Here is a 26,124-nt window from a genome sequence, read left to right on the forward strand (position 1 = left end):
TTATAAAAGCAAATATTTATATGTTAACAATCAGTCGTTACTTGATACGTGTAAGATTCCAATTAGCTTCAACCTTCATAGCCTTCCCTTTCATACGGATAATCAGTGGATAACAAGGCTTTACTGCTACATCTCCCGCACCCGGTCCATCTTTAACGGTTGGATTGGCCGGTATTCCCGAAGCCTCGCCCAATACCACTTCCACCACTTCTCCCTCAGGAATGCCGAATTGTACGGAAGCAGAAGAAGTACGGCAAGTAAAACCAGATTTATAAGGATAGGAGAAAGTATTATGAATCCGTTCGTGTACTTCGCTGCCTGTCAATGTAGTTGCTGTAGGTTGTCCATCCATAATCGGTTTTTCATTGAACAGGATGACATATTCGTATAAATGAGAAGAATCGGATGTACAAGTATATACATCTTGCAAATGTGTACCTTTTAAGTCCAGGCTTCGTTTCATCCTGACTCCGGGATAAGCTGTAGTGGTTTCTGCCTCAGCATATCCTCCGTCAGAACGGGGATTGAACTTCAAAAGTTTACCCACACTCCTTTTCTGATCCTTAGCATCCACAGTCACCGTATTGTGCGAAAGAGTACGCTTATACCATTTCAAATAATCCGGAACTCCATAACCGGAAGTTCCGAAGTCTGATACCAGCTCATTCTTACCATCATGAATCGTAATGGAAAGTTTATCCGGATGACCGTGTCCGATACCTTCTCCACCAAATTTCAATACAACAGTACGTGCATCACTACGTAACAAGCAGAAACCGGAAGTATTAAACGAATAACTCTGTTGTAACAGACTCTCTCCGGATGCTTTTATCAACTGGTTACTTAGCAAAGCTTCGGGATCCAGTCTCTTTTTCTGAGCATAAGTCAGTTCCAATACACGTTTCAGGAAAGGATCGTTATACCGAGCATTTGCTACCTCATACAAGGCTGATTGAGACAGAAGATTAGCCCCATACCATCCATCGCTATGTGCAGGGAAAGATAAATCTGGATATGTCCCCTTTACCGGTTCCACAAACATATCGTGCAAATCCTTATCAAACAGTTTTATCCCCCGGCATTTTACTGCATTAGCAGTGAACAGCAAGGCTTCCAGCGGATAATAATGATAATGGGGAGATCCCTCATTTATCCAGCCATCGTTATTTTTATGTTTTTCAATCAGGTAGTGGTAGCCATACTTATCCTTATTGATTGCTACATCAACAATAGAGTCATTTTCCAAAGCAATGCCTAAAGCAGCCAATCCACTATTATGCCACATCTGCCAGTTAGCCCCGGCCGGACGATGCAACAATAAAGTAGCGGCAGGTTGCAGATATCCTTCTTCTATCGCTTGAACTTCCTCTTTTGATAAAACTGGTTTAACAGCCATATAGGCCATTGCCACTTTAGTAGCCCAGTTGGCCTCATCCAGACTCTGAGCAAATGCTTTCCCACTATGTTGAGCAGTGGCTTTCCTACCTGAGTTATGCTCGAACCAACCGGCATACTTACCTGCATAATCCAATAACATGGTACGGATATAATCAGCATATTGTTGTTTTCCGGTGGCCAGATAAAGATACATACACTGATACATATAATCTCTGTTCAGCATGTGTACTTCATAAATCCACGCCCAGTCATAACGGTTGTTTCCAATCCACTCTTTATCGCAAGCCGAGCAATATTGTGCCAAAGGCTTATCCCAACGGAAAGTAAATTGCAGATTATGTACCGGACAGAAGTAATCATGAAAATGTCCTCCTTCTTCTTTAGGCACTTCCAACGGATGCTTACGTCTTTCTTTCACTTTCTGTTCCAAATCGGCTATGATTTTCTTTCCCCACTGTGATTTTACCGATAAGCGAATAGCAGCAACATCTTCATCAGAAAAGAAATAAAAACCTTCGTTGCCTTTCTTGGCTACAATTGACCAATCGCCGGAATAATAAGCTTGATTCAACAAACGGAGCTTGGCAGCATCGCCCTGACGGATAAACAGATTCTCCAGATCTTTGTATAAGTAGAATTGCAACCAGTAACCACGGTTATATTTCTCGCGTGTGGTTGAAGCTTGCATCCATTTAGCATACCACAAAGGTTCTACTCCATATTGGCGTGCCACCTGAACGGCTTGCCCGGCATTCTTCCAGATATCTTCAGACATCCGTTTGCCTAAAGCAACATAATCATTATAAGTAAACTTGGAAATATCAATCACCTCACAGGCATCGTCAATACCCAGTTCTTTAAAGTCAATCACGGTCTCCATCTTTGTATCACCATCGAGGTCATATTCAATATGATCGAAGAAACCATTATTGTCACGGTCGCTATAAAGTACCGTAGCAAACTGTTTCGGATCGCGAAAGCCCATCCACATACGGTCCCATCCCTGGAAGTATTCCGCATTCTGATCAATACGCCAAACTCCGGTTTCTGCTCCATACAAGTGCAGGCGACCGTCAAAGCGGCTGATATAAAGCTGCGCATTACCCGAATTATCCATGTCCCACTCACCACGGTCACCGGCAGCATCACTCTGTTTGTTGTTGTCGATACCACCCTTATTCCATCCTACCTTAAACGGATCTTTGGGATCATAGAACTCTACACGTTCCCAACGGCTGCAATCATCATCTTCATCATAGATAAAGTTGATACGGTTCCACTTACCACGCTGGAAGATCAGTTCCCGGGCACTGTCATGATCCGGATATATTAATTCCGTCAGTTGACGATAACGGGGGTCCATAAAGAATTTATCAGCCTCGGGCATTCCACGCAGGTTTCTGATAGGGTGAACCTGATCCATATAATCAAAACCTTCGCCCTGGAAACCGATAGTGAAATCAAAGTCAAACTCATTACCGGTGGCATTGTCGTTATCAATATCCACAGAAAGCGACACCCAATCTACCCGTCCTTCTACCTGACGATTCACATAACTGTTAGAGGGAGCATTCGGATCGTGAATCTTAGGAGAATCCAATAAACGAATAGCCATTTCTGTCCTATTGTCTTTATCCGGATCATAGAACAAGAAGGGATTCTCCCAGTTCAAGCGCAAATCCTTCATATCATACGTAGAAGTATGTATCTTCATGAAAGCAGAATGACCACTATAGTCCTCATAGAAATCGGACAAACCGCTACGATCCCAACATTGAAGAGTAAAGTTATTCCAATTGATATAATTGAAAACATTATCATGGTCCAGATCGAGCATTATCATATAATGTCCGTTAGGCCATACTTCCCCTGTACGTTCTTTCGGGTATTCAATGACAATCTGCATATCTGCTTTGCCATCTCCGTCTGTATCTACCCAGTCGATGATCAAGTCTCCCTGACCTCCGTAAATTCCATCCCGATTACGGTCAATCAACAAGCAGTCGTTCACCATATCACCTTCCAGGTCACCTTCCTTCATATTGCCGTCATCGTCCAGCCACAAGATAGGGATGTCATTGTGGGTAACAGACTTTATGGCATCCGGTTTGCCGTCTCCGTTCAGATCCAGGTACTCCGGTTTATAACCAACCGATGGAGGAGGGAGACGCAATGGGGTTAATTGGGTACGTATGTTCCAATAATCTTTGGAAGGTTCTTGAGCCCGACTATTTTGGGGTAATCCAGTAAAAAGGAACAATGCGGCACAAGCTATTCTAAATAAATTCTTTCTGTTTTTCATGATATCCTATATATTACCAATTATCTGTCCTGAATGAAGATGCCGGAAGACCGGACATATTATAAAGAGTACCTTTTATATAATCTTTAAAAGCATACCGTACAGCCACCGGCTGTTCCACTACCGGACTTGAAACAATAACCGTTTGTGCATCCTTGCCAAAACGTGCATTGGCAGGATGAAATACTTTATCCTCACCGGCTACCTCAAACCCTGTCAATTGTTGGCGATACGTAGTCAACCCCTTGCCCATTTCATCAAACGACAGAGTTATCTTATTTCCTTCCGTCTGCATAGACTTATATAACGGACCGGTAGTAGGAAAACCTTTCTTACCATAAGTCCGCCCCAACGCCATATATGCAAAGCGATTGCCTACCGCTTCTTTCTCCATCGGATGTATAGTACGCGCATCGCCGATATCAGTCAGAATGATCATACCGGATGAAGGAATCAATTTCAAACATGCTGTTTGAGCTTCTCGCAGGTAAGCTGAATTCTTTCCTTTTCCTTCACCTTTATTATAATTGAATGGAGCGATCTGGGCATAATAGAAAGGGAATTCTCCCATTCCCCACTTCTTCCGCCAATCATTTACCAATGACGGAAACAATTGGGTATACAAATCGGGAGCATCTACATTGGCTTCTCCCTGATACCACAGGCAACCCCGTATGCCATATCCTACAACCGGACTCAACATTCCATTATAGAGAATGGAAGCATTGTGTACATCCTCTAAATCTTTGTAAGGTTCTATCGCTTCCTTGCTCATCCAAGCCTCTACCCGCGAACCACCATAACTGGCATGGATAATGCCCACAGGTACCCTGAGTACCTCATTCAGCTTACGTGCAAAAAAATATCCGGCAGCCGAGAAATCGGGGACCGTTTCTGAAGAGGCTTTTTGCCAAATACCTTCACAGTCAGTCAGGGGCTCGGACGTCATTTTACTCCCCACTGTAAACATATGGATTTCGGGATTTTCAGAAGTAACTATAGCATCCAATGAACCAATCACCGGATCGCTATAACGCCCACCTACACGCATATCCATATTAGACTGACCTGAACAAAGCCATACTTCACCAATCAATACATCATTAATAGACACCGTTTCACCATCGCTGACCTCTATACTATAAGGACCACCATATACAGGGGTTTCCACCTTTACTTTCCATTGCCCCGATTCATCAGCAGCTACCGTGTATTTCCTGTTATCCCATGACGTCTTTACCGTAACTTTTTGTTTTTTCTTGTCACTATTCCCCCAAATAGCAACGGAACTTTGTTGTTGCAACACCATTCCATCCGAGAAAAAAGCGGGTAATGTTATTTTAGCCTGCACCCCTTCCGTTAGAAACAAAAAGGATGCAAGTAAAGTCATCATTAACTGATATCGCTTCATTGTTTAATTTCTTACAGGCATCTTAAATGTCAATGGCATTTCTTTCCTAAGCATACGGGCAGCTTCTCCCGTCAGCCACAAGTAATGATCAGAAGGTTGTCCGTCCATATCTATAAACTTGGCTGTATCACTAACCGGATGATCTCCCGTACATTTAAATATGGCAGTACCTTCATCGACCTCATCAAACATAGCAACATATATCATTTCAGCTCCTGCCACCATTGCTGTTGAAAGCTGTTGCCAATAGAAACGCCCTCCTTGACGTGGAATACTGCCGACAGGCTTCACGTCATCCGGGAACTCCAACTTACTGAGATTATGCCAGCTAAATCCCGGAGTCACGGCAGGAACATAGTCTACCCCATTCTCTTTACACCAACGAATGTCTCCAATAACCAAATCACGATAACGATCCATATCGTTATGTAACAGAGGAGAAAAGCGCTGAACTGTCCATGGCAAGACGATATCTACTTTCTTAATTATCGTATGCAAATAGGGATCATTAATGCAATCTGATTCTAAATTCCGCCAGAAAGTGGGAACACCCAACATAACCGTACAACCGCCATATACCGGATCATTTTGTAGGAAGTCTATTAAACGTTCCATACCAATATTCCTGATATTGTAGGGACGGTCGGGAAAGCCAACACCCCAAATCGCTACAACAGGCTTACCATTATGATGCAAATAGGTCTTTTTACCCGCTTGATTCGTTACTTTCAGTTTATCCACCAGACGCTTCCAATCTTCAATAATCATCGAGCAGTCTTCACCGGATTTCTTCAAACCAGATAGATCGTACATAACGGCTATAGCACGGTCATATTTCGAAGCAGCTTCCAAAGCATTTGCCAAGATGCGGTTAGGTACAGAGTTTTCCTGATTACCACGGGTATATCCAACAAAACGTTGCATAAACACCCCATCTACTCCATAATCTTTCATCCACTTAAAATGTAAATCCACAGTAGATTGGTCCGCTGAACTGAACACACGCGCTTTTCTTCCATCAGCATGTTTAAAGGAAGTTTCGTACGTTTTCGGATATTCACTTACATCAGGCCATACATCAATGGTACAATGTTTTTCATCAAATAATTTTCCGGTTCCATAATGCCCATATCCCTGATTGGTCCCATCCTGCGGTCCACGGAACCATCCTTGATACCCCGCCATAATTAATCCTTTGTAACTTGGATAAGAAGTTTCCTGAGAATGTTTGGGACCGGCATAAACCAACAAACTCATGCCCAGTATACCCAATGTAACGAATAACTTATTCCTCATAATGAATTATCTTTTATATCTATTATTTATAATACTTTCTACCTATTTTTATTTTTTCATCCTTCTGCAAAAGTAAAGGTGGGGAATTAAACCTTCAGGTACATTGCGCTTATCTGACAATTAATTTTCAATTAAAATGAAACATTAATAGCGTTTTTATTTGAACGTCTTTCTTATCTATATCAATTCCCATCACTTTGAACAAAGTGCCGATAGTTCAGAGAACACTACCGTTTGAGATCTAAGATCAACGACTTCCCCAAACAAGAAAATAACTCCCAACAAGCAACACTTAAATGAAATATTATTATTCAGAACTGGCATACCTAAAAAAAATAATGACAACACAATAAGTATCAAACATTTAAAATAGCGTTGGCAAAATTAATTCGTTCTTGAGTAGAAACGAATTAACCTTGCCTACAACATTTCGTTAACTCATCGATTACCACCAGATAGCATTTACAATTCACCTACAATGTAAAAGCATTTAACGCGGTATGTAAATGAAGTTACTGTCCTGCAACACTTATTTCTTATCGGAACCATAAATCAGTCCTTCTCCGGACTTATTAAACAGGAATCCGGAAACATAATAATTATTGGTGAACTCTATCGATTTACCCTGCATACCCAGCCTTGCATAGCCTTCACTTCCGTTAGTTCCTTCTGTTATTTTTTGAGCGAAATAAGAAGTGAACACATGTGCTTTTCCACCTCTGACATCTACACCCTGTGTACCAGAACGCGAGAAATTAGCTTGTTGAAAGGACACAATACCATTGTTTATGATTGCTCCAAAAACAGGACTACCCCAAAATGCACTATTGTACAAGATAAGTTTGGCATCCGGATGTACTTTATCAGTATTGACTTTATCTCCCATAAGAACGTATGACCTGACCGGTTCATTCGGAATCTTTGTATTAACTAACTCAGAGTTAACAGCAACTATCTTAGTATTCTTATCCGCATCTTCCACAAACAAAGAATAAGTGCATCCGTCAGATCCATGCCCTATAACAGTCATTTCCCCCGGATACTTGCCTGTTATTGCATCTTTCAGAAAATGTATTCCGTATACCGAACCATAAACGAAGTTATTGAAAATAGTCTGATTCTTAACGTCTGCAAATTTAAGTGCACTACAATTGGATTGTACAAAACGCATCATAAATACTGCCGGATATCCCTGCCCTCCTTCTGGAAGCCTTGATCCATAGTGAGGATTTAGCTGCATATTGCGAATGAATCCCCCTTCGGCTCCACCGCCAACCCAAATGCCTGCCCTTAAAGGTACACCACCCAAATAATCGACATAGTGTCCACTCGTATCGTATGAAGCCAAATCTATACCTTTATCACCTACAGCTATGGTTACATTAACAATATACACTTTGGGACCTTGTCCCTGTATCAAGAATGGAGTCTTTCTCGGATTATCAACACTGAAACCGTCAGAAGCGATATTGAGCTGTGCCAGCGTAATACCTCTGATACCTGCATTAGCTTCAAGTTGTATGAGTGAAGAACCGTTTTCTCCTGCAGCTCCACCATCATAATTGGTGAATATGGCAGTTCCGCCACTTTGTGTATGATGCTGTACATCCCATGATCCTCTCAATTCCACTCCCGAAGGAACTTTGATAGGATTATCCACCAAATATCTTCCGGCTGGCAAATAGAGCGTACCTCCACCAGCAGCTTTCACAGCATCCAATGCAGATTGCAGTTCTGCTGATATATCTTTTACCGGACGATTATTATTAAAACCAGTTGCTTTCGCTAAATCTGCTTTCAAAACTTTATCTGATGCCGGCCTTGGATGTACGTCTATATTTGTCTTTATGTTTTTAGGAATGGGGGCGAAAGCATATTTTTGCCCTGTGACAACTTCTACTTTAGCAGAAGTACTGTGATTATCAATCTTCAGCCTGCCTTTATAACCTGAATTAACAGATTTCAAAGTATGCATATTTGCGCCAAGATATATATGCCCGATATTCTTTTTAAAATCACATTGAGACAGCAATACATTACCGCTATTCATCTTAAGGGCATAATCACTGTATTCGCCAAATGTACAACTTTCAAACGATACGACCCCATCTTCACCATCACCTACGATAGCTCCACTGAAATCCACTCCATTGAATTGTACGGAAGTACTGAAGTCTTTGTAAAAGTACACAGCATTATCCTCTTTACCAGCTCTGAATGAAGAGTTGGAAATAAGTATACCATAAGGGTTGACATCCTCAACATACAATCCGTTTCCGCAATCTTCTACATGAACCTCGTACAACTGAGCATTCGGTGCATCGGCAAAACCGGGTTCACGTCCTATCCACACACCAGTCTTGTAACCTGAGACATGCAGGTAAGAAACATATTCCCAGTCCGAACGATGCATTTGATACCCTGTTCCGTTCGCTTTTGTATAGGCTGTTACAGCAGCAAGAGAGGGAGATCCCGGAAGGCCTGAATTAGCCCAATACTTAGGACTTATACTGACATTTTCAATACGACCGATATCAGTACATACATGCACCTCAATACCTTTATTCAGAGCAGTCATGTAGCTGTTCAAAACATAATGCAACTCACTCGGTGCAGAATTGAAACCATTATAAGAGTTCACAAGAGTAACATGCTCTATCGTGGCACAATCTCCCTGAGTCTGAAACAGCGTCCATGGATATGGCTTTACATTATTAATATCTTGTTCGGGATACCAGATGGAAAGATTGGTTACCCCGGTTCCCGCATTCATTTCTATGAATCTATCAGCTATGCTTGTATAGGTTGTGCGAAGTGCATTTCCTGCTTGACCATCGTTCCACCAACTTTCAACGCTCCCATCATAATTCGGTGAATCCTTGCCGACACGAACTTCAAGAATCGTTCCAAGAACTTTCCCATTATTAGCCTCCGGATCAGCCCAATCACCCCGTAGCTGTACACCAGGATGGAGACGTAAAACATACTCGAAATGGAAATCTGTCTTTGTTTCCGAACGACCTTGGCGAACTCTGACATTTTTAGTACCAACTTGTGTGCTACGGAATTCGTAATTTCCGGCAGGTATATATACCACACCTCCACCACTTTTATATGCGGCATCAATAGCCGCCTGAAAAGCAACCCTGTTATCAAATCCAGGTTCGGCCTTAGCTCCAAACTCGGTCACAACAAAGTCAGATATAACCCAATCCTTTGTCGGATAAATGGTTTTAATACTTTGCTGTGGGGCTTGCTGTTTTGTTTGCGCACAAGAGATATTCACGGGAAACATCGTCATCAGGATTATTGAAACCGTTATCCACAACTTAGGAAACACTTTTGTCATTCTGCAATTTCGATTCATAATTATTGATTGTTATAAAGTGGAAAGACTACCGATATAAAGAGTATTTAATATAGTTACACAATATCTTCCGAGCCACTTCTGCCGGTCCGGAAGGATCATCCAAATTATCTACAATATCCAATGAAGAGAATATTATTTTTCCCTTTCCACATGGAATAACTCCCACTGCTGTTCCCAACTCAAATGGCGTACTTCGATAAGAACCAACCACCAATTCTTCTCCTTGCATACGGAAACCAAATCTACGGTCACCATTTTTCACTACCGATTGATAAGGCCAGTTGAGAGCATCATTCACAGGAAGCCCATCGAACAAAGGATGTTCCTTTACAAAATGAATACCACCAACCCAATTCTTTCCAACATTGTAATAACCACTATATACAGTATTTGTATACTCTGCTACAGCTTGCATCCAAGTTTCAGTTGCACCGAGCAAAATCAATGTAGTTCCATCATTCTTCACACGATCAAACAATTTTTGTGGAGCAATAGTAGTTGCACTTGGCTGAGACCACTTCAATTGTATCTGACCACCCTGACCACCTAGTCGATACTCTAAGCGGATTTTAGCCGGCTTACCTGCTTCCATAACAACCGGCCGGTTTTGCTTTATCAGAGAATTATTATTATAGTCATCTATCAATTGTAATCCGTCAACATACAAACGCACACCACCGTCCGTCTCCACTCCCAGTAAATATTGTCCTGACTCAAGTGGATATATGTCACCTTCCCACACAACGGAAAAAGGTTGGTTAGCCGGAACGGATTCATCCGGTTGGGCACCTCCCACAAAAGTCCGGTTAATCTCTGTATCAGATTTTACAGAGGCAACAGACTTCATATCATTATCATAATACCAAGTAACTTTCAAAGTAGAATTTCCCGTCTTATCCTGAAAGTAATTAGGAGCAACAGCTACCGGAGCATCCAATGATGAACGGTTGACAATGAGCCAATCCAATGCAGCCTGTTGTGGTGTGAAAACCGGAAGTTCTTTACCGGTAGTTTCTTTATAGAAAGCAGCAACTTTATCATTTTCACCGCCGTAATACGCGCCGTTACCTGCCAAATCAGTAGCTTTCCAACTTACGGCAACTACTTCATCGTGCCCTTGGGCACATATCTGCTGATTACCGGCTTTTATATTAGCCTTTATATGATAAGTACCTTCTGTCTTATCAATAGGTATTTCTACGTTCTCCAATAGAAGCTGTCCAAAAGTCTCTCCCCCTTCGATATTCACCTTTTCATTTTGGGTATAAACAACTTTTCCATCGGGAGCAATCACCTTAATCTCAAGAGTATGATCACCCTTCAAGTTTTTCTCATTTACAATATAAAAGTCTACCGTTGCAGTACCAGGAAGTTTAACCACTTGATTACGTGAGGCCACGGCTACATATAGCGGCTGGTTATAGTATGCTAATATAGAAGCATCGCCTTTAGGATTACGATATATATCTACAATACCAGAATGGTTATCATAAGGCATTGCTTCCCAACCGTTTACCATATAAGCATCACCAAGATTCTGCATTCTCATACCTTCTATACGTCTTCCCTGATGCTCAAAAGAGACATTCCCCATTGCACGAGTTAAAGAATCAAGAGTACCAAAGTAGGTGGCAAGCCCTTTAGCCTGAAAATAATCAGTAAACGCCTTATACTGACTCTTCCAGAAAAGTCCATCCCAACCAGTTTTACCTGTACTCTCAACTTTATCATGAATCAACTGAATACGTGGAGGAGTAGAAATAGCCCCTTCCTCACCTCTCATAAATACTTCCGTACAATTAGTGGTATACATGAGATTATCTTTAGGACCTTTATAATAGCTTTCTACATAGGTTTCCGGTCCTCCTGCACGGTGGTTGTCGAACCAGCCTTTTCTATATAAAGTGGTGTCAAATGGTAGCATATGCGCTTTTGAGTCCTCTTCTTTATCTTCGCTTCCTGCCCAACCCGATGTAAATGTCATAATTCTACTGGGATCTACGGCATGAGCCTCACGCATATCATTCATACGTTTAGCTACAAGTGCCTTATCCTTCGTCAATGGACCACCAAACTCATTAATCAGATTAAAAATAACTAAACTCGGATGGCTACGATCACGATAAACCATTCGCTTCAACTTCTCATTTACTATAGTGCGGATAAACGGCTCATGATTAGCCGAATGGAAAGAACCCGGTTCTTCATAGTACAACAGCCCTAACTCGTCAGCCTTTTCAAGAACAACAGGACTACCTATGCAACGATGAAAGTTCAGCATATTCAACCCCAGTTTTTTAGCTGTAAGTACTTGTTTCTCGGCCATTTCGGTTGTTGCAATTAATCCTGTCACAGGGAAATATCCCCAACTGATTGCACTTTTCAACATGATACGCCGTCCATTTAAACGCAATACTGCATCCTTACCAATTCCATCAACAGTAAACCAACGGAATCCAAAATCTTTCTTATCTTGGTCAAGCGTCTTCTTACCCTTCTTTATTTGTACATTACAGGTATATAATTCAGGAGTAGAAAGATCCCATAGTTTGGCGTCTGGAACATTAACAGGAATTGTTACTTCACGGTTTCCTACAGGAAAAGAGAGATTCTTCAAAGTTTGTCGGAATACTACTTTATCGGGATTAGCCTTTTCATTCACTACCAGTTCTACATTCTGTTTCACGCTGGAAAGTGTTTCATTGGTAAAAGATATGATTGCATTCACCTTAGTCAGTTCTGGAGTATTCTGCATATAGATATCAGAAATGAAAACCGGATTCACGCTTTCCAACTTAACTCTGCCGATTATTCCACTGAAACTTCTTGCAGGAGGAATGTTGTACTCTCCCCACTTCAATATATCAAAATCCTGCCAATGGAAATTTCCTCCGGGATTAGTTACACGTATCGCTAATAACTGCTCTGTCCCAGGTTTTGCCTCATCAGTAATATCTACATGAAAGGGAGTCTCACCAATCAAGTCATAAGCTACCAACTTACCGTCAAGATAAACTTCCGCACGCATACGGACTGATTCAAAATAGATGATAAAGCGCTTCTCCTGCTGATCTGCCGGAATCTTGATTTTACGGTACCACCAGCTAACTCCCCGGAAGTGTTCCGGACGAGGATTATCAGTACTGGTAAGATATTCCTCTACCGTACCCGGCACCTCAACAGGAACAGCATTAGGATTATGATTTAAGACCTGCCAACCACCCGTGGGTTCATTCACAGGTAGTATAGACAAGTCTGTGATTTCATTAGGCAGATAAAGGCGATCATTCTGCCACTCTGCTTCTTTATCGAACCATAACGACCAGCCACCTCCCGTTAATGGGATAGTACATCTTCCCTCTCCTGCATTGGCAGAAAAGCTACAAAGCAGATAAAAGACAAAAAATAGTGATAAATATTTATTCATATCAGTATTAAAGATTAATAGGAGAACTTATTTTACTTTTTCAATGTCACTGTCAACTTTTGTAGGGCTTTCTCATCCGAAGTCCCTCCATAAAGTAGTTCATACTTACCAGGAAGAATGTCCATTCGGTTTGTTGCAGGATTAAAGCATTCAAATGTTGAGACCGGTAATTCAAAACGTACATTTTCTGCCTGACCTGCTTTTAAGTTGACTCTGCGAAAAGCCCTTAAAGTTTTAATGGGACCTTCTTTATCACCTGTATTGCGCAAGTAGACTTGTATAACCTCGTCACCAGCCATTTTACCTGTATTTTTCAATGGTATCGTTAAAGTTATCCCCTCACCTATCCGAAGGACCGTTTTATCTGCCTTCGCCTTACCATAATCAAAAGTAGTATAGCTCAAACCATGTCCAAAAGTAAATAGAGCTTTACCTTTAAAATAACGATAGGTACGGTTACTCATATCATAATCTTCAAAGTCGGGTAAATCATTACTTGAAGCATAGAAAGTAAGTGGTAAACGTCCGGCAGGATTATAGTCGCCAAACAGAACATCGGCCACAGCCGTTCCACCTTGTTGACCTGGATACCATGCTTCAAGAATCGCATCCAGATTCTCAGTTTCCCAAGGTAGCGCCAGTGTACTACCAGAACATACTACGAAAATTACCGGTTTACCTGTCTTCTTCAGAGCTTTCAGCATTTCGGCCTGTACACGCGGCAGATCAATATTGGTGCGGTCACCTTTTCTGAAACCGGGAAGATCTACAGGCATTTCTTCACCTTCCAATGAGGAAGACAAACCACCAACAAAGATTATAGCATCTGCTTCAGCCGCTTTATCCGCCACTTCTTTATAATTTATTTCTCTTTTGATACCTATATCAAACTTCAATGAGGCTTCTCCACCAGCCTGAAAATATTCTAATACAACCTTATATTTTTGACCTTTCACTGCATTCAGAGTATATATCTGCTCTTTTGCAGGCCCATCATGCCAATCTGAATATACTTCTTTGCCATCAATATACAAACGTGAACCGTCATCGGCAGAAATAATAAAAGAAACTTCTTCTGATTCTTTCGGAATATATACCGATTCAAAACGTGCTGAGAAATTATTCAGCTTTACCCTTGGCATAAATACTGTATTACCACCATTACCAAAATTAAGCGGCTCGCTAAAGTGACCAACTGCTGCAGCTTCCCCCTCCAATTCTTTATTATTCCAGAAAGTTGCCTTAAATCCTTTCTTACCATTATAAGAACAACAGTCAAAATAACTGAATACAGTTTGGGGATTCACGTAATCACATCCTTTTTCATAGCACACTACTCCTTCCGGAAGTTTATTCTTAATGCCTTCAAGAATCGTAATAGATTTGGTTGGGAAACCATTATAGTTTGCCCAAAGCATAACCGAATCGTTAGCATTAGGCCCCAATACCGCTACTTTACGAATAGACTTACTCAATGGCAAGACATTGTTTTTATTAGTCAACAATACCATACTTTTACGCGCCATTTCTAAAGCCTTGATCACATGCTCATCTGACTCTACTACTGAATAAGGAATTTCGGACCAAGTTACGAACATATCATCATCAAACATACCTAACTGAAAACGAGCACGCAATAAACGAAACACAGATTCGTTGATCTTTTCTTCTGAAATCAGTCCTTTCTGTACAGCCTCATTCAAAGAAGAATAACTACCACCACATTCCAAATCCGTTCCGGATACAACCGCATCAGCAGAAGCTGCAGCTGCTGTAGGGTGGGTTTCATGATGATTAGGGTAATAGAAGTCTCCAATAGCTCCACAATCTGAAACAACGATATCGTCATATCCCCAGTCTTCACGCAAGATACGAATCAGTAGCTGCTTGTTCGAGCAACATGGTTCTCCTTCAAAACGATTATAGGCACACATCACCTCTTTCACTTTTCCCTCCTTCACCAAAGCTTTAAAAGCAGGCAGATACGTCTCCCACAAATCACGTTGGGAAATATTTTTGGAGTCAAAACTATGTCTGTTCCACTCCGGACCACTATGTACCGCATAATGCTTTGCACAAGCATGCGTTTTATCATACTTCCCGGTACCATCACCTTGTAAACCTTTTACCACAGCCAATCCCATTTGGGAGGTAAGATAGGGGTCTTCACCATAAGTTTCCATACCCCGTCCCCAACGTGGATCACGATATATATTAATATTCGGAGTCCAGAACGTCAATCCTTTGTAACCATCTCTTTCGCCTTTACTCTGGAAATCGTGATATTTGGCACGGGCCTCATCGGAAACAATATCAAAAGTTTCATAAACAGCCTGATCATCGAAAGTAGCAGCAAGCCCTATTGCCTGCGGAAAAACAGTTGCCTTTCCAGCACGTGCTACTCCATGTAGTGCTTCATTCCACCAATTATATTCTGGAATTCCCAAACGTTCAATAGCCGGAGACCCATTTTTCATCTGACTGATTTTCTCTTCCAAAGTCATTCGTTTCAATAGGTCCCAAGCACGTTCCGAAGGCGACAAATTCGGATTCTTATAAGGCTCATTTTGTGCTGTAGCCCAAATGGCTACAGCACTCAAACAAAAAATCACAAGATATTTCTTCATCATAGTATTTTGACTATAATAGTTTAAACAGACTTAAGGGTTAGTATCCGCTATTTCAACAAATCTGATATCATATTCACCAATAACTTTCCTGCTATCGGATCTGTATCAGCTTTTTCCGTACACATTGTAGAAACAGTAGCCAATCCCTTTCCATCCTTTATCTGGATTAAAGTAAAGCCTCTCATCGAATCTATCTTGCGAATACGGTCTTCCGGTTTTCCTCCATCAATATAAGCATGTATCTTCATCTGCCCTGCCAACTCTACCAAATTTTCATTCCGATTCGTTTTCAGAGTAGCATTACAAGCCAAAGGGATTTCTCTCTTATTATTGTTGAAATAACGTAGTTCCAATACATCAATACCATCGAACACAGGAGCATCATTACGTTCCATATTCACAATATCACCTTCTGTCGGAATAATCCAACCTGTGATATGCTCAGGATAAATGTTTTTTGCAACCTCTTTGCTATTCAACAAAAGAAGCTTACCCCCCTTTGACTGATAAGAACGAATCAGTTCCTTTTCTTCATCCGTACATTCAGTCAATCCTGAGATAATGCAAAGGTCAGCTTTCAGTTTAGAATTAACCAATTCCTTTATGGAAGATACCGTTTGATATTTTACATGTAAGAAATCAAGTTTATCTTTCATGCCATCCTTATCCAAAAGAACCACTTTCTTACCTTCTGAGATTTGATTCATATTCCAGGATTTACGAGCTAACACTAAATGATATTCATTTTCAGATACAGGTAATCCATTCTCTGTCAGCTTTAATACTAATTTAGCGTTGATCTTGTCAGCTGGTAAATTGGTAGGCAGCTGAATACTTGGTTCAATATAATGACGTCCGTAATGTTTTACCACCGGAACTTCTTCACTACCCCAAACTAGTTTCTTTCCTGTTTCATCCTGAATTTCCCAACGCAGCAAAGTTGGTTTCAGTTCTGTACCATCCTCGCGATCATTTACTACATAAACACGCGTAGAGAGTTTATCGCCACCATACAGATTGCGCCCCCACAATTCGGCACTTACCAGTACTGGTTGCAAAGCACGTTTCAGAGCATAGTATGTGGGATACGGCTCTATTTTCTGATAATCGTATACCTGACGGAACCAGGTGAGTAATGCAAAGTGTAAAATACCCGATCCTTGGTCATTGGAGCGACGAAGCGTCTCGGCTAATTCACCTGTAATAAACGACTGCGCCGTAAGAAAGTACTTCGGATCAGAAAAATCATAGCACTCATAACCGATCAATGATTGTGGATTCTGATGAATCAACTGATAAGAGCGTGTTGGATGCCCTGTTTCATTATTAGGATATCCAGTTGACATTTCTTGACTGATGAGCGGACGATCCGGCATTTTATATCGTTCCTGAAATTCACCATTGAAGAAGCGGAATACAGAGAAATCATACCAATTATAATAACCATGCATATCGTCAATGTCTCCATCGTCTATACTATTCATAAAGTCTGTTCCAAATTTCTTATCCTTACCTTTAGCTTGATAATTAGAGTCAAAGCAGATAGGACGTGTAGGATCTATACGGCGCATTTCTTTCACTACATCCGAAATTACACGGTATTTCTCTTTAGCACGTTCCAAGTCATTGTCATTATCATAAAACTTCATCTCGTTATTCACTGTCCAAAAGAGTAGTGAAGGATGATTACGATACTTTTTCAACAGACGGAGAAATTCTTCTTTCCACATCTCAATAAGTTTTGCATCGGGCAACGGCGTAGAATGAATCATCAACCAGGGCCATGTACCCTCAAAGCTAACACCAATACCATTTTTGTCAGCAGCTCCCATCCAGAGTTTATTCCATGGAGTAGTATGTGTACGAGTGACATCCATATTACCAGCCTTCATCAATTGCATGAAAGTATTGGCCAGATTCAGGTCGTTTGGAGCTAAAGCAAACGGAATATGATTTCCACCACGTAACCAATAGCGATTACCATTCAGGAAAAACAATCCTTCCTTTACTTCGAAAGTACGGAAACCGGAAGTCTCTGTCATACAATCCAGTTCAGCACCCTTGGCAGCAACTAAGCGGAAGCGGAAGTCATATAAATTAGGATGATGAGGCGTCCAAAGTCGAGGTTTCAAATTATTCACACTGTAAGTAAACACCTTCTCTTCGCCAGCATTTAGTACCAGTTTAGGCAAAGAAAGGCCACTGTAAAGTAGTGAACCGGTTTCTTTATCTATGACATCAGTATAGAGATCGAACTGGCTTTTCTTACTGCCATGATTCTTCGCTGTCAAATCAAAAGTAGCCCCCTCTAAAGTTGGTTTTATAAATATGTCTTCTACTTTTACCGGACTGGTAATAGTTAACCTCACCGGTTGCCAGATACCTGCAGGATCATCACCATAAAAGCCATGGGCAATATCTTTCAGAATATTACTCTTTACAGACACTTTTCCGCCTTCTTGTTCACTTTCACGAACAGAAGAATAGAAAAAATCAATAGCAGCACTACCACTTTCTGAAGAACTGCCTTCTGCTCTGCGTGTTACTTTCACTGCCACCAAGTTTCTTCCAGGTTTCAGTAACTTGCTTCCATCTACCTGTATTTCACCATACATACCGATGTGTGAGCCAGCCAATTCCCCATTAATATAAATCTCCGCTACCTTTGAAACCGCATCGAAAGTCAAAGTCATGTTCTTACCTTCAATATTAGCAGGCAATTCCACCCACTGACGATACCAGGCTACATTTGTTTTCCTATAATCAAAAGTATAACCTTCGCAACGATCTGTTTCTTGCTGATAGTATGTATCAGAAACTCCTTTAGGCTGAGCTCCTGTAGGTGAAGGCATAGTCTCGCCATGTAACCAAATACGAATAGGATTCCAGAAATTAGGAACAGACATTACATGCCAATCTTTATCATCCGTTGTAGTAGATATTGCTTTTTCTTTGTTATCCAACTGATATCCGGGCATAAAAAGCCAATTTCCATTCAACGAAATATCCGTGCGTCCTTCTTCCAGTTCACTCACTTTAACAGAGGTATAGTTTGCTCTCTCAAACTGACGCTTATTTTCCTTCTCTTGTGGTGTTACTACCTTACGATATTCTGTAACCTTCACATCCTTCAATGCATCCTCTTCCAGAGGAGTAACTACAAGGTCATCAAACTCAGTTTCAATCCAACCTCCTCCCAAAGTCACAGGACCGGAGGGTGCTAAATTGCTATTTTTATCTGTAATATCCATACGTGGTTCTTTTTCATCATTCAAGAAAATGCGAATACGACTACCACATACTTCTACCTTTAATTTATACCACTGACCTGGCACAGGATGGAATCCTAACGGGCGAACTCCCATAAATTCATCAGTACCCATATATCCCATTCTCATCAGGTATAAATCATCTTGTAATCCACCTTTTAGACCAACTACATAGCGGTCAAAACGGTTGTTGGCACGAAAACCGGCCCAAATTTGAACTTGTTCTGCTTCTTGGGGAGCGCGCGCTTTAAAGGACATAGTATAGTTCTTCCACTCAGGATTACCGAAACAAGCATAAGAACCTTTTGAACGGAACACCCCGTCTGCAATGCTACATTCACCCCGTCCCACTGTTTTCAGTATTTCTCCTTGATCAGAGAAATTATTTTTCCATTCAGATTGCGCATATCCGGATGATGAAATCAAAAGGCATGCGGCAGTCCAAAAGGCTATATAGAAATTCTTCATGATATTAAAATATAATATTATTTCCTGCAAATATAGCTTCGACTCATTAACAGAAAGTGAAATAAATAATTAATTAGACATTAAAAAGTAATTAATCGTAGCTGATACCATTACAAAACATCCAATAAACTTTTAAACTATGTTATGTTGCCATAATAATCAGCTTCGATATAAGGTGCAATCCCCTAACCAGATTTACAACCGACAAATAGAACAAAACGAGTTGCTTTGTATCATGTATACCCCCTCCTCGTACCAGCTTCACTATTTTTAGTTATGTATAAGAGCGAAGAAAGTACGACCCTGATACGCCCTAAAAGAGTTTATGACCAAAAAGCAGTACTAAAATTTTGTTCAAAAAAGAAGGAGGGCACTTATTACGGAAACAAATACCCTCCTTACTTACCTACCTACTTATTTAATCAATTCAATTTCAGATCGATTTTCTTGATATCAGTAAAGTTATACTTCTTGTAAGTGTCGTTACAGCACGCACCTACTCTTACCCAATAGGTATTGGAATATTTAATAGCAGCTTTAGAAGTTAACTCAATAGTTGTGCCCTCCTGATCATTAGTTATTTTCACAGAACCGGGAGTATAATTTCCGTCAGATTCTGTTCCACAATATTGCGTATGCGAAATATACAATTGTATGTTGTTTACATCAGGCATAGCAATTCCTTCTTTTGCTATTCTCTTAAATTTCACTGCACATTTCAAGAAATTATCAGAAGCCAAGTAAGGTTCCGTAACCCATTCTACTTCCAGATAGGGGGTAACAGTAAAGTTACGTTCTGTCATTTTCCCGTTCTTCAATTCCACCGTTTCTCCTTCTACATCATAAGGATAAAATGCGCCTTCCAACGGAATCATACGGTAAGTACCTGCAAACAGTTTAGAATTGGAATATGAACCATCCTGCCTCATATTGAGGTTCTGATTCGTCACAACGATCGATTCATCGCCACCCGCATAACTCAATTCTGTAATCTGTATCTTCATACTTCCTTGTCCCATAGCTGTTTGCAAAGGTTTACCGTTATGGTCTACAACCTGCCCGAAGACACCAGCTTCCGGTGCATCATAATTATCCTTTTCACACGATGAAAAGCCTAAAACTAATGCAGTAACTAACAGCAAATTAAATATCTTTTTCATACTATTTTCCTTTTTCTAATTAATACTGATTATTTTGCTCAAGTAACGGATTTACCTTACGTTCACCATCAGGAATCTTATCATAGTAATTTTTAGTAGCAAATGTCAATGAGTTATTAGCTCTTTCACAAACACGGGTATCAAAAATATACTTACCCACCGGATTACCTGCTTCATTTACTGTTGCTCCTTTGGCAAACAAGAATGGAGACAGCATTCTACGGCGATATTGATAAATTTGTGAATCGAAAGTAAACCAACGACGCAAATCCCAATAAATCTTATGCTCGAAAGCCAATTCCTTATAACGTTCTACACGGATAATATGCATACCTTCATTAGGAGCAAATACAAACGAACGGATACCTTGACCACGTTCAATGCCATCACGTGATACATTGGATAGTTCTGCAGGACTGGTCAGCAACTCAGCACCAGCTCTTGAACGTATCTTATTGATACATTCGTAAGCATCCTGTTGCATATCTTTTCCATCGATAGTAGCAACGCCATTCTGGTAAAGTTCCAATGCAGCTTCGGCACGATTCAATAATATTTCAGCATAACGAATATCAATCCAAGACTGTGTAGAACTATGTAACTGTGTTTCGGCAATTGTCCAGTTCAAATTCAACCATTTAGCTCCATGAAAGCCTGTCAGTGTATTACTCGTTCCACCATTAGCTGGACCATCCATTCCACTTTTATTAAGTTTCATACCCGTAGAAGTTTCATAAGGCTTTTGTTCTTTTACATTCTCGGTTGTTGTCAAAACGTTATTCTTGAACCAAGCATTACTTGTATAATTGACTGTAGTCTGTCCATCATCCTTTATAAACTTGGCAATGGATGTAGATGGATCTATTTCCTCCTTTATTATACCAAAACGAATATCCAGTTCAACCCCTTTGTAAGTATGTCCAGGTAATAAGATAGAGCCCCTTAAACGAGGTTCTGCATTGTCCAATAGGTCTTTAACATCATTGTAGACAATATAATTACCATCGTCATCCGTTGTTTTGAGGTATCCCGTTGCAGGATCAATAGGCAGGCCGTCAAACAGTTCTACCCAATCCAATGTTACATTATAACGGTCACCATAAGTTGCGGTCATACGAGGCGGACAATATACAGCATCAAAACTATGAACAAAGTCATTTTTACTATACTGCCGAATAAGAATAGATTCATCACTCTTATCAGCATTGGCAAATATCTCACGGAAGTTGGCTTCTTTATCAGAGTTTCCCTCATATAACTTATAACCACCTTCTTCTACAATTTTGGATGCTTTATAGGCTTGCATAAAGTAATCGTTTGCTCTTCCTTCAGGAATACCGGTAAGCATTTTGCCACTTTCACTTCCAGAATAATTAAATGTCTGTCCATAACGGGCAACAGAGCCAGCATACAAAGCAACACGTGACTTGAAAGCTGCTGCCACATAAGTATTATTAGCACGGCCTGCAACTTTTGTTTTACCTAAATTTTCAATGGCATAATCTAAATCCGAAAGAATAAAGTCTATGCACTCTTCATGGCTGCTACGCGCTACCCACAATGCTTTCTCGTCATTAGTCATTTCCTGCGGGGTTTCCAAAATAGGTACACCGCCATAGCGTTTTACCATCGCAAAATATACATAAGCCCGAATAAACTTTGCTTCAGCAATCCATGATTCAGCACCTTTCAGTTTTCCGACATACGCAGGCAGATTGGCAATTAAATCATTGGCTTGACGAATCGTTTTATAACCCATACTCCAGTACTCTTTTTGAGGAATATAAATACCTGTGTTATTACGATTTACAGTTTCACCAGTGCTGAGCATATCCCAAATAATACAATTCCAATTATAAAAACCATTGTAACTACCATCATTTGACATATTAAAATCTTCCATCGGCAACTGGCTATACAAACCAGCCATATAGGCAGTAATACCACCTTCATTATATATGTCTTCTCCCGACAGAATATTCTTAGGAGGAATATCCAAATCTTGGCATCCTACAAACATACCTCCTATAGCAACACACATCAATATATTTCTTAGCTTTTTCATTCTATAATCTCCTTTTACTTAAAATGTAACACTTGCACCAAAGTTATATGTTCTATTCAACGGATACATATATCCATAGAGTTCAGCTGGTCTTTCTGGATCGACACCTTTCACACCTGTTATAGTGAACAAGTTATATCCATTCATATAAATTCTCAGATTCTTTATACCTATGAATGACAAACAATTCTTCGGCAAAGTGTAACCTATTTCAGCAGTCTTCAAACGCAGATAAGTACCTTTCTGAATAGAGAATTCAGAATTAAGATCCGGAGTTGTACCACCATAAGAATAATATCCTGAAATCCATTGACAAGAAGGATCATAAGGATCTTGTTTGGGATCAACTGGACGCCATCTATCCAAGAACATATCCAAAGCGTTACCATTAAATTGTAGCGGAGCCGACAACTGTTCGCCATAAGATACATAAGACATTGCAGCACCTTGGAAAGTCATATTAACATCAAAACCTTTCCATTGAGCAGAAAGAGTTAAACCAAAGTTCATCAACGGATAATTTTTCTTATCCTGAAAATTAGCAGCAGTAGAATTAGTAGTTGTAGCGATAGGATATCTATCCATATCATCAATTGTACCATCACCATTCCAGTCTTCATAAACATAATCTCCAGGAAGAGTTGCATTACCTGCAAATATATGAGAGTTAGCAATTTGTTCCCACGAAGTATAACGGCCGTCTGCACCATAACCAAACCAAATGTCATTATAACGGTTAGTTAAGTTATTTCTCCAGTTATCATAGGAGTTACCTGACGGGGTGCGTTCTTTGTAACGCCACATGGAACGAGTAATAGCAATGTTTCCAGAAACACTATAATTTACCTGCCCCACACGATTACGATGTCTCAACTCAACTTCAAAACCTTTTGTACGGTCACTCTCCAAATTCTCTTTAGGCATTGCAGCACCGAATGTCCCTGGAATAGTGGCAATACGATTAGCCATCAAATTATCACGGTCACGCTGAAACAAATCAAAAGAAATTCCTAATAATCCATTCCACAAATCAGCATCGATACCCACATTCAGAGTCTTAACGGTGTACCACGTAATATTAGGATTGGCTACAGCACGAAAACCTAATGAATTCATGAATGATCCATTGAAAAAATATCCTTTCGGAGTTTTATTATATCTATCACCATCAGTATTCGGATAATCATATCCAGAAATAAATTGGTAATCAGCAACGGAATCATCACCCATCTTACCATAAGAACCGCGAAGTTTCAGGTTGTTTATAAAAGGTAATTTGTCTTTTATAAAACTCTCTTCACTCATGCGCCATCCTACAGAAGCACTTGGGAAAAAGCCCCAACGACTATGTGATGGGAATTTGGAAGAACCATCATAACGAAAGGCAAACTCTAACAGATAGCGTCCTTTATAATCATAGTTAAATCTACCAACCAGTGCCTGAGAAGCACTTTCTGTCAATCCATTTGCATTAGCTGTACCAAGCTGATTGGCAGAATTACCCGCAAATAAATAAGGTAAAGGTATAGAAAAATCACGAGCTGCACGGATATTATCACCTACACTATGTGCTTCTTCAAATAACAGCAATCCAGATACGTTATGACTTGATGCAAAAGTATTTTCATAACTTACAGAAGCTTGCCATAAAGTAGTCCATGAGTTACCATAATAACGTTCCAGATTAGTTGGCGACTGCATAGCATAAGCAGTATAAGTATCAGTTGCTTCACTATAAGTATACTCATTATACTCTTTCTTATATATGGTATTATCAGCTATAGAAGTATCATAACTGAACATGCCTTTCACCTTCAGACCTTTTACAAATGGAACAGCATATTCAAGTTCCATCGTAGACTGGAAGATTTTATTTGTTGTCTTATTATAACCGGAAACATCAGGGTCTGTTGCTGCCAAAAGATTCAGCTGGTCAGATGACATCTTTTGAAAGTATTCCGGATTATCATTAGCATACAATTTCTCATTAGGACTTGCACGCCACAAAGCTTTATAAACCTCCCATGTTGATAAGTATTGACGTTGTTTGCTATCAATTATACCATTTATCTTAATCGAAGCCTTCAAATTTTTAGCGACTTCGGCATTTAAATTTGCACGAAGATTATAACGGTCATAATCCATTGCTTTTGACTTGAAAAAGCCTTCCTGATCCGTATAACCGAAGTTTACATAATAATCAGTTTTTTCACTTCCACCACTTAATGAAACATTATGTTGCTGCTGGGGAGCTGAATTACGAATTACTGCATCATACCAATCAGTAGATTTTAATGTTCCATTCAAATACTCTTCAATCTGCTCGTCTGAATAAGTAAGCTGAGGGTTTGTCAGATTACGCATTGACTTTTCATTAAATAGTCTCATACGATCTACAGCACCTACTGGTTCCAACATTTCTGCCGGAGTTTGAATACCATAATACATGTTGTATTCAATCTTCGGCTTATTCTTTTCACCTTTCTTTGTAGTAATCAAGACAACACCATTAGCCGCACGTACACCATATATAGCAGCCGAAGCATCTTTCAAAACAGAAATCGACTCAATTTCATTCGGGTCCATACGTTGCAAATTGCCACGAGGAACACCATCTACTACTATCAATGGAGAACCAAAACCACGGATATCAAACTGGTTGGTAAACTCACCCGGCTCAGATGTTTTTTGAATTACACGAACACCAGGAACTTTACCAGTCAACATGTTCTGAGCATTCTGGCTTTTAGTAGCAACCAGTTCTTCATTAGTAATAGCAGACACTGCTCCTGTTAGATTCACTCTTTTCTGCGTACCGTATCCTACTACCACGACCTCATCCAGCTGTTCTGCATCTTCCTTCAAAGTAATTTTATAGCTGGTTTTGTTATCCACTACCACTTTTTTATTCACATAACCAATGTAAGAAACTTCCAACGTTGTTCCTTGGGGAACTGTTAGAGTAAAATTTCCATCAATATCAGTTATTGTACCTAATGACTTATTTCCAACTACAGTCACATTAGCACCAATAATAGCTTCACCTAATTCATCAACAACCTGCCCGGATATACTTCGAGAAGTTTGTGCACGCATCGGAGTAAGCACCATCAAGAACATCATTAGCATACACCAACAAGTGTATTTGCTAACTTTCACAAAATTAGATTTGTTTTTCATGTGTTTCATAATCTCACTTTTAAAATTGTTTTTCATCAAATAACGTATCCCTTAGATTAAATAAGTAGGAAGGATATGTTTCCGGTTAACTTGTATCTTTCATATGCATTTCTTTTAAAGTTATGTATTCTTTTAGTTTACTTATCTT

The 26,124-nt window shown here is 40.1% G+C and carries 10 protein-coding genes; all 10 read right to left on the reverse strand.

Annotation, left to right across the window (positions count from 1 at the left end):
• Positions 1-37: 37 nt before the first annotated feature.
• Positions 38-3,700, reverse strand: a complete 3,663-nt coding sequence (locus DW036_RS16830; RefSeq protein ID WP_118465408.1) for a heparinase II/III family protein — start codon at positions 3,698-3,700, stop codon at positions 38-40.
• 13 nt (positions 3,701-3,713) lie between these two features.
• Complete coding sequence (locus DW036_RS16835) at positions 3,714-5,111, reverse strand: sialate O-acetylesterase (protein ID WP_118465409.1); 1,398 nt, start codon at positions 5,109-5,111, stop codon at positions 3,714-3,716.
• A gap of 3 nt (positions 5,112-5,114) precedes the next feature.
• Positions 5,115-6,407, reverse strand: a complete 1,293-nt coding sequence (locus DW036_RS16840) for a glycoside hydrolase family 71/99-like protein (protein ID WP_118465410.1) — start codon at positions 6,405-6,407, stop codon at positions 5,115-5,117.
• 529 nt (positions 6,408-6,936) lie between these two features.
• Positions 6,937-9,774: a glycosyl hydrolase family 28-related protein gene (locus DW036_RS16845; RefSeq protein ID WP_118465411.1), complete on the reverse strand. Its 2,838-nt coding sequence runs from the start codon at positions 9,772-9,774 to the stop codon at positions 6,937-6,939.
• A 28-nt stretch (positions 9,775-9,802) separates the two neighbouring features.
• Positions 9,803-13,204 carry a PA14 domain-containing protein gene (locus tag DW036_RS16850; protein WP_118465412.1) on the reverse strand — a complete coding sequence of 1,134 codons (3,402 nt, stop codon included), beginning with the start codon at positions 13,202-13,204 and terminating at the stop codon, positions 9,803-9,805.
• Between the two features lie 32 nt (positions 13,205-13,236).
• The gene (gene xyl3A / locus DW036_RS16855; RefSeq protein WP_187374629.1) at positions 13,237-15,834 is read right to left on the reverse strand and encodes a xylan 1,4-beta-xylosidase; all 2,598 of its coding nucleotides are present in this window, start codon (positions 15,832-15,834) and stop codon (positions 13,237-13,239) included.
• Between the two features lie 47 nt (positions 15,835-15,881).
• Positions 15,882-19,571: a glycoside hydrolase family 2 protein gene (locus DW036_RS16860; protein ID WP_118465413.1), complete on the reverse strand. Its 3,690-nt coding sequence runs from the start codon at positions 19,569-19,571 to the stop codon at positions 15,882-15,884.
• A 422-nt stretch (positions 19,572-19,993) separates the two neighbouring features.
• On the reverse strand, positions 19,994-20,731 hold the full coding sequence (locus DW036_RS16865) for a DUF3823 domain-containing protein (protein WP_118465414.1): 738 nt from the start codon (positions 20,729-20,731) through the stop codon (positions 19,994-19,996).
• A gap of 19 nt (positions 20,732-20,750) precedes the next feature.
• Complete coding sequence (locus tag DW036_RS16870; RefSeq protein WP_118465415.1) at positions 20,751-22,796, reverse strand: RagB/SusD family nutrient uptake outer membrane protein; 2,046 nt, start codon at positions 22,794-22,796, stop codon at positions 20,751-20,753.
• 18 nt (positions 22,797-22,814) lie between these two features.
• A complete protein-coding gene (locus tag DW036_RS16875; protein WP_233560477.1) occupies positions 22,815-25,985 on the reverse strand; it encodes a TonB-dependent receptor in 3,171 nt (1,056 codons plus the stop codon).
• Positions 25,986-26,124 lie beyond the last annotated feature (139 nt).

Origin of the sequence: Bacteroides sp. AF39-11AC, assembly GCF_003474285.1 — a bacterium.
In the GTDB taxonomy this organism is placed as follows: Bacteria; Bacteroidota; Bacteroidia; order Bacteroidales; family Bacteroidaceae; genus Bacteroides.

Bases quoted from the DNA above. Each gene is read 5' to 3' on its own strand.
- DW036_RS16830 (WP_118465408.1), bottom strand. From the start codon at position 3,700: ATGAAAAACAGAAAGAATTTATTTAGAATAGCTTGTGCCGCATTGTTC.
- DW036_RS16835 (WP_118465409.1), bottom strand. From the start codon at position 5,111: ATGAAGCGATATCAGTTAATGATGACTTTACTTGCATCCTTTTTGTTT.
- DW036_RS16840 (WP_118465410.1), bottom strand. From the start codon at position 6,407: ATGAGGAATAAGTTATTCGTTACATTGGGTATACTGGGCATGAGTTTG.
- DW036_RS16845 (WP_118465411.1), bottom strand. From the start codon at position 9,774: ATGAATCGAAATTGCAGAATGACAAAAGTGTTTCCTAAGTTGTGGATA.
- DW036_RS16850 (WP_118465412.1), bottom strand. From the start codon at position 13,204: ATGAATAAATATTTATCACTATTTTTTGTCTTTTATCTGCTTTGTAGC.
- xyl3A (WP_187374629.1), bottom strand. From the start codon at position 15,834: ATGATGAAGAAATATCTTGTGATTTTTTGTTTGAGTGCTGTAGCCATT.
- DW036_RS16860 (WP_118465413.1), bottom strand. From the start codon at position 19,571: ATGAAGAATTTCTATATAGCCTTTTGGACTGCCGCATGCCTTTTGATT.
- DW036_RS16865 (WP_118465414.1), bottom strand. From the start codon at position 20,731: ATGAAAAAGATATTTAATTTGCTGTTAGTTACTGCATTAGTTTTAGGC.
- DW036_RS16870 (WP_118465415.1), bottom strand. From the start codon at position 22,796: ATGAAAAAGCTAAGAAATATATTGATGTGTGTTGCTATAGGAGGTATG.
- DW036_RS16875 (WP_233560477.1), bottom strand. From the start codon at position 25,985: ATGAAACACATGAAAAACAAATCTAATTTTGTGAAAGTTAGCAAATAC.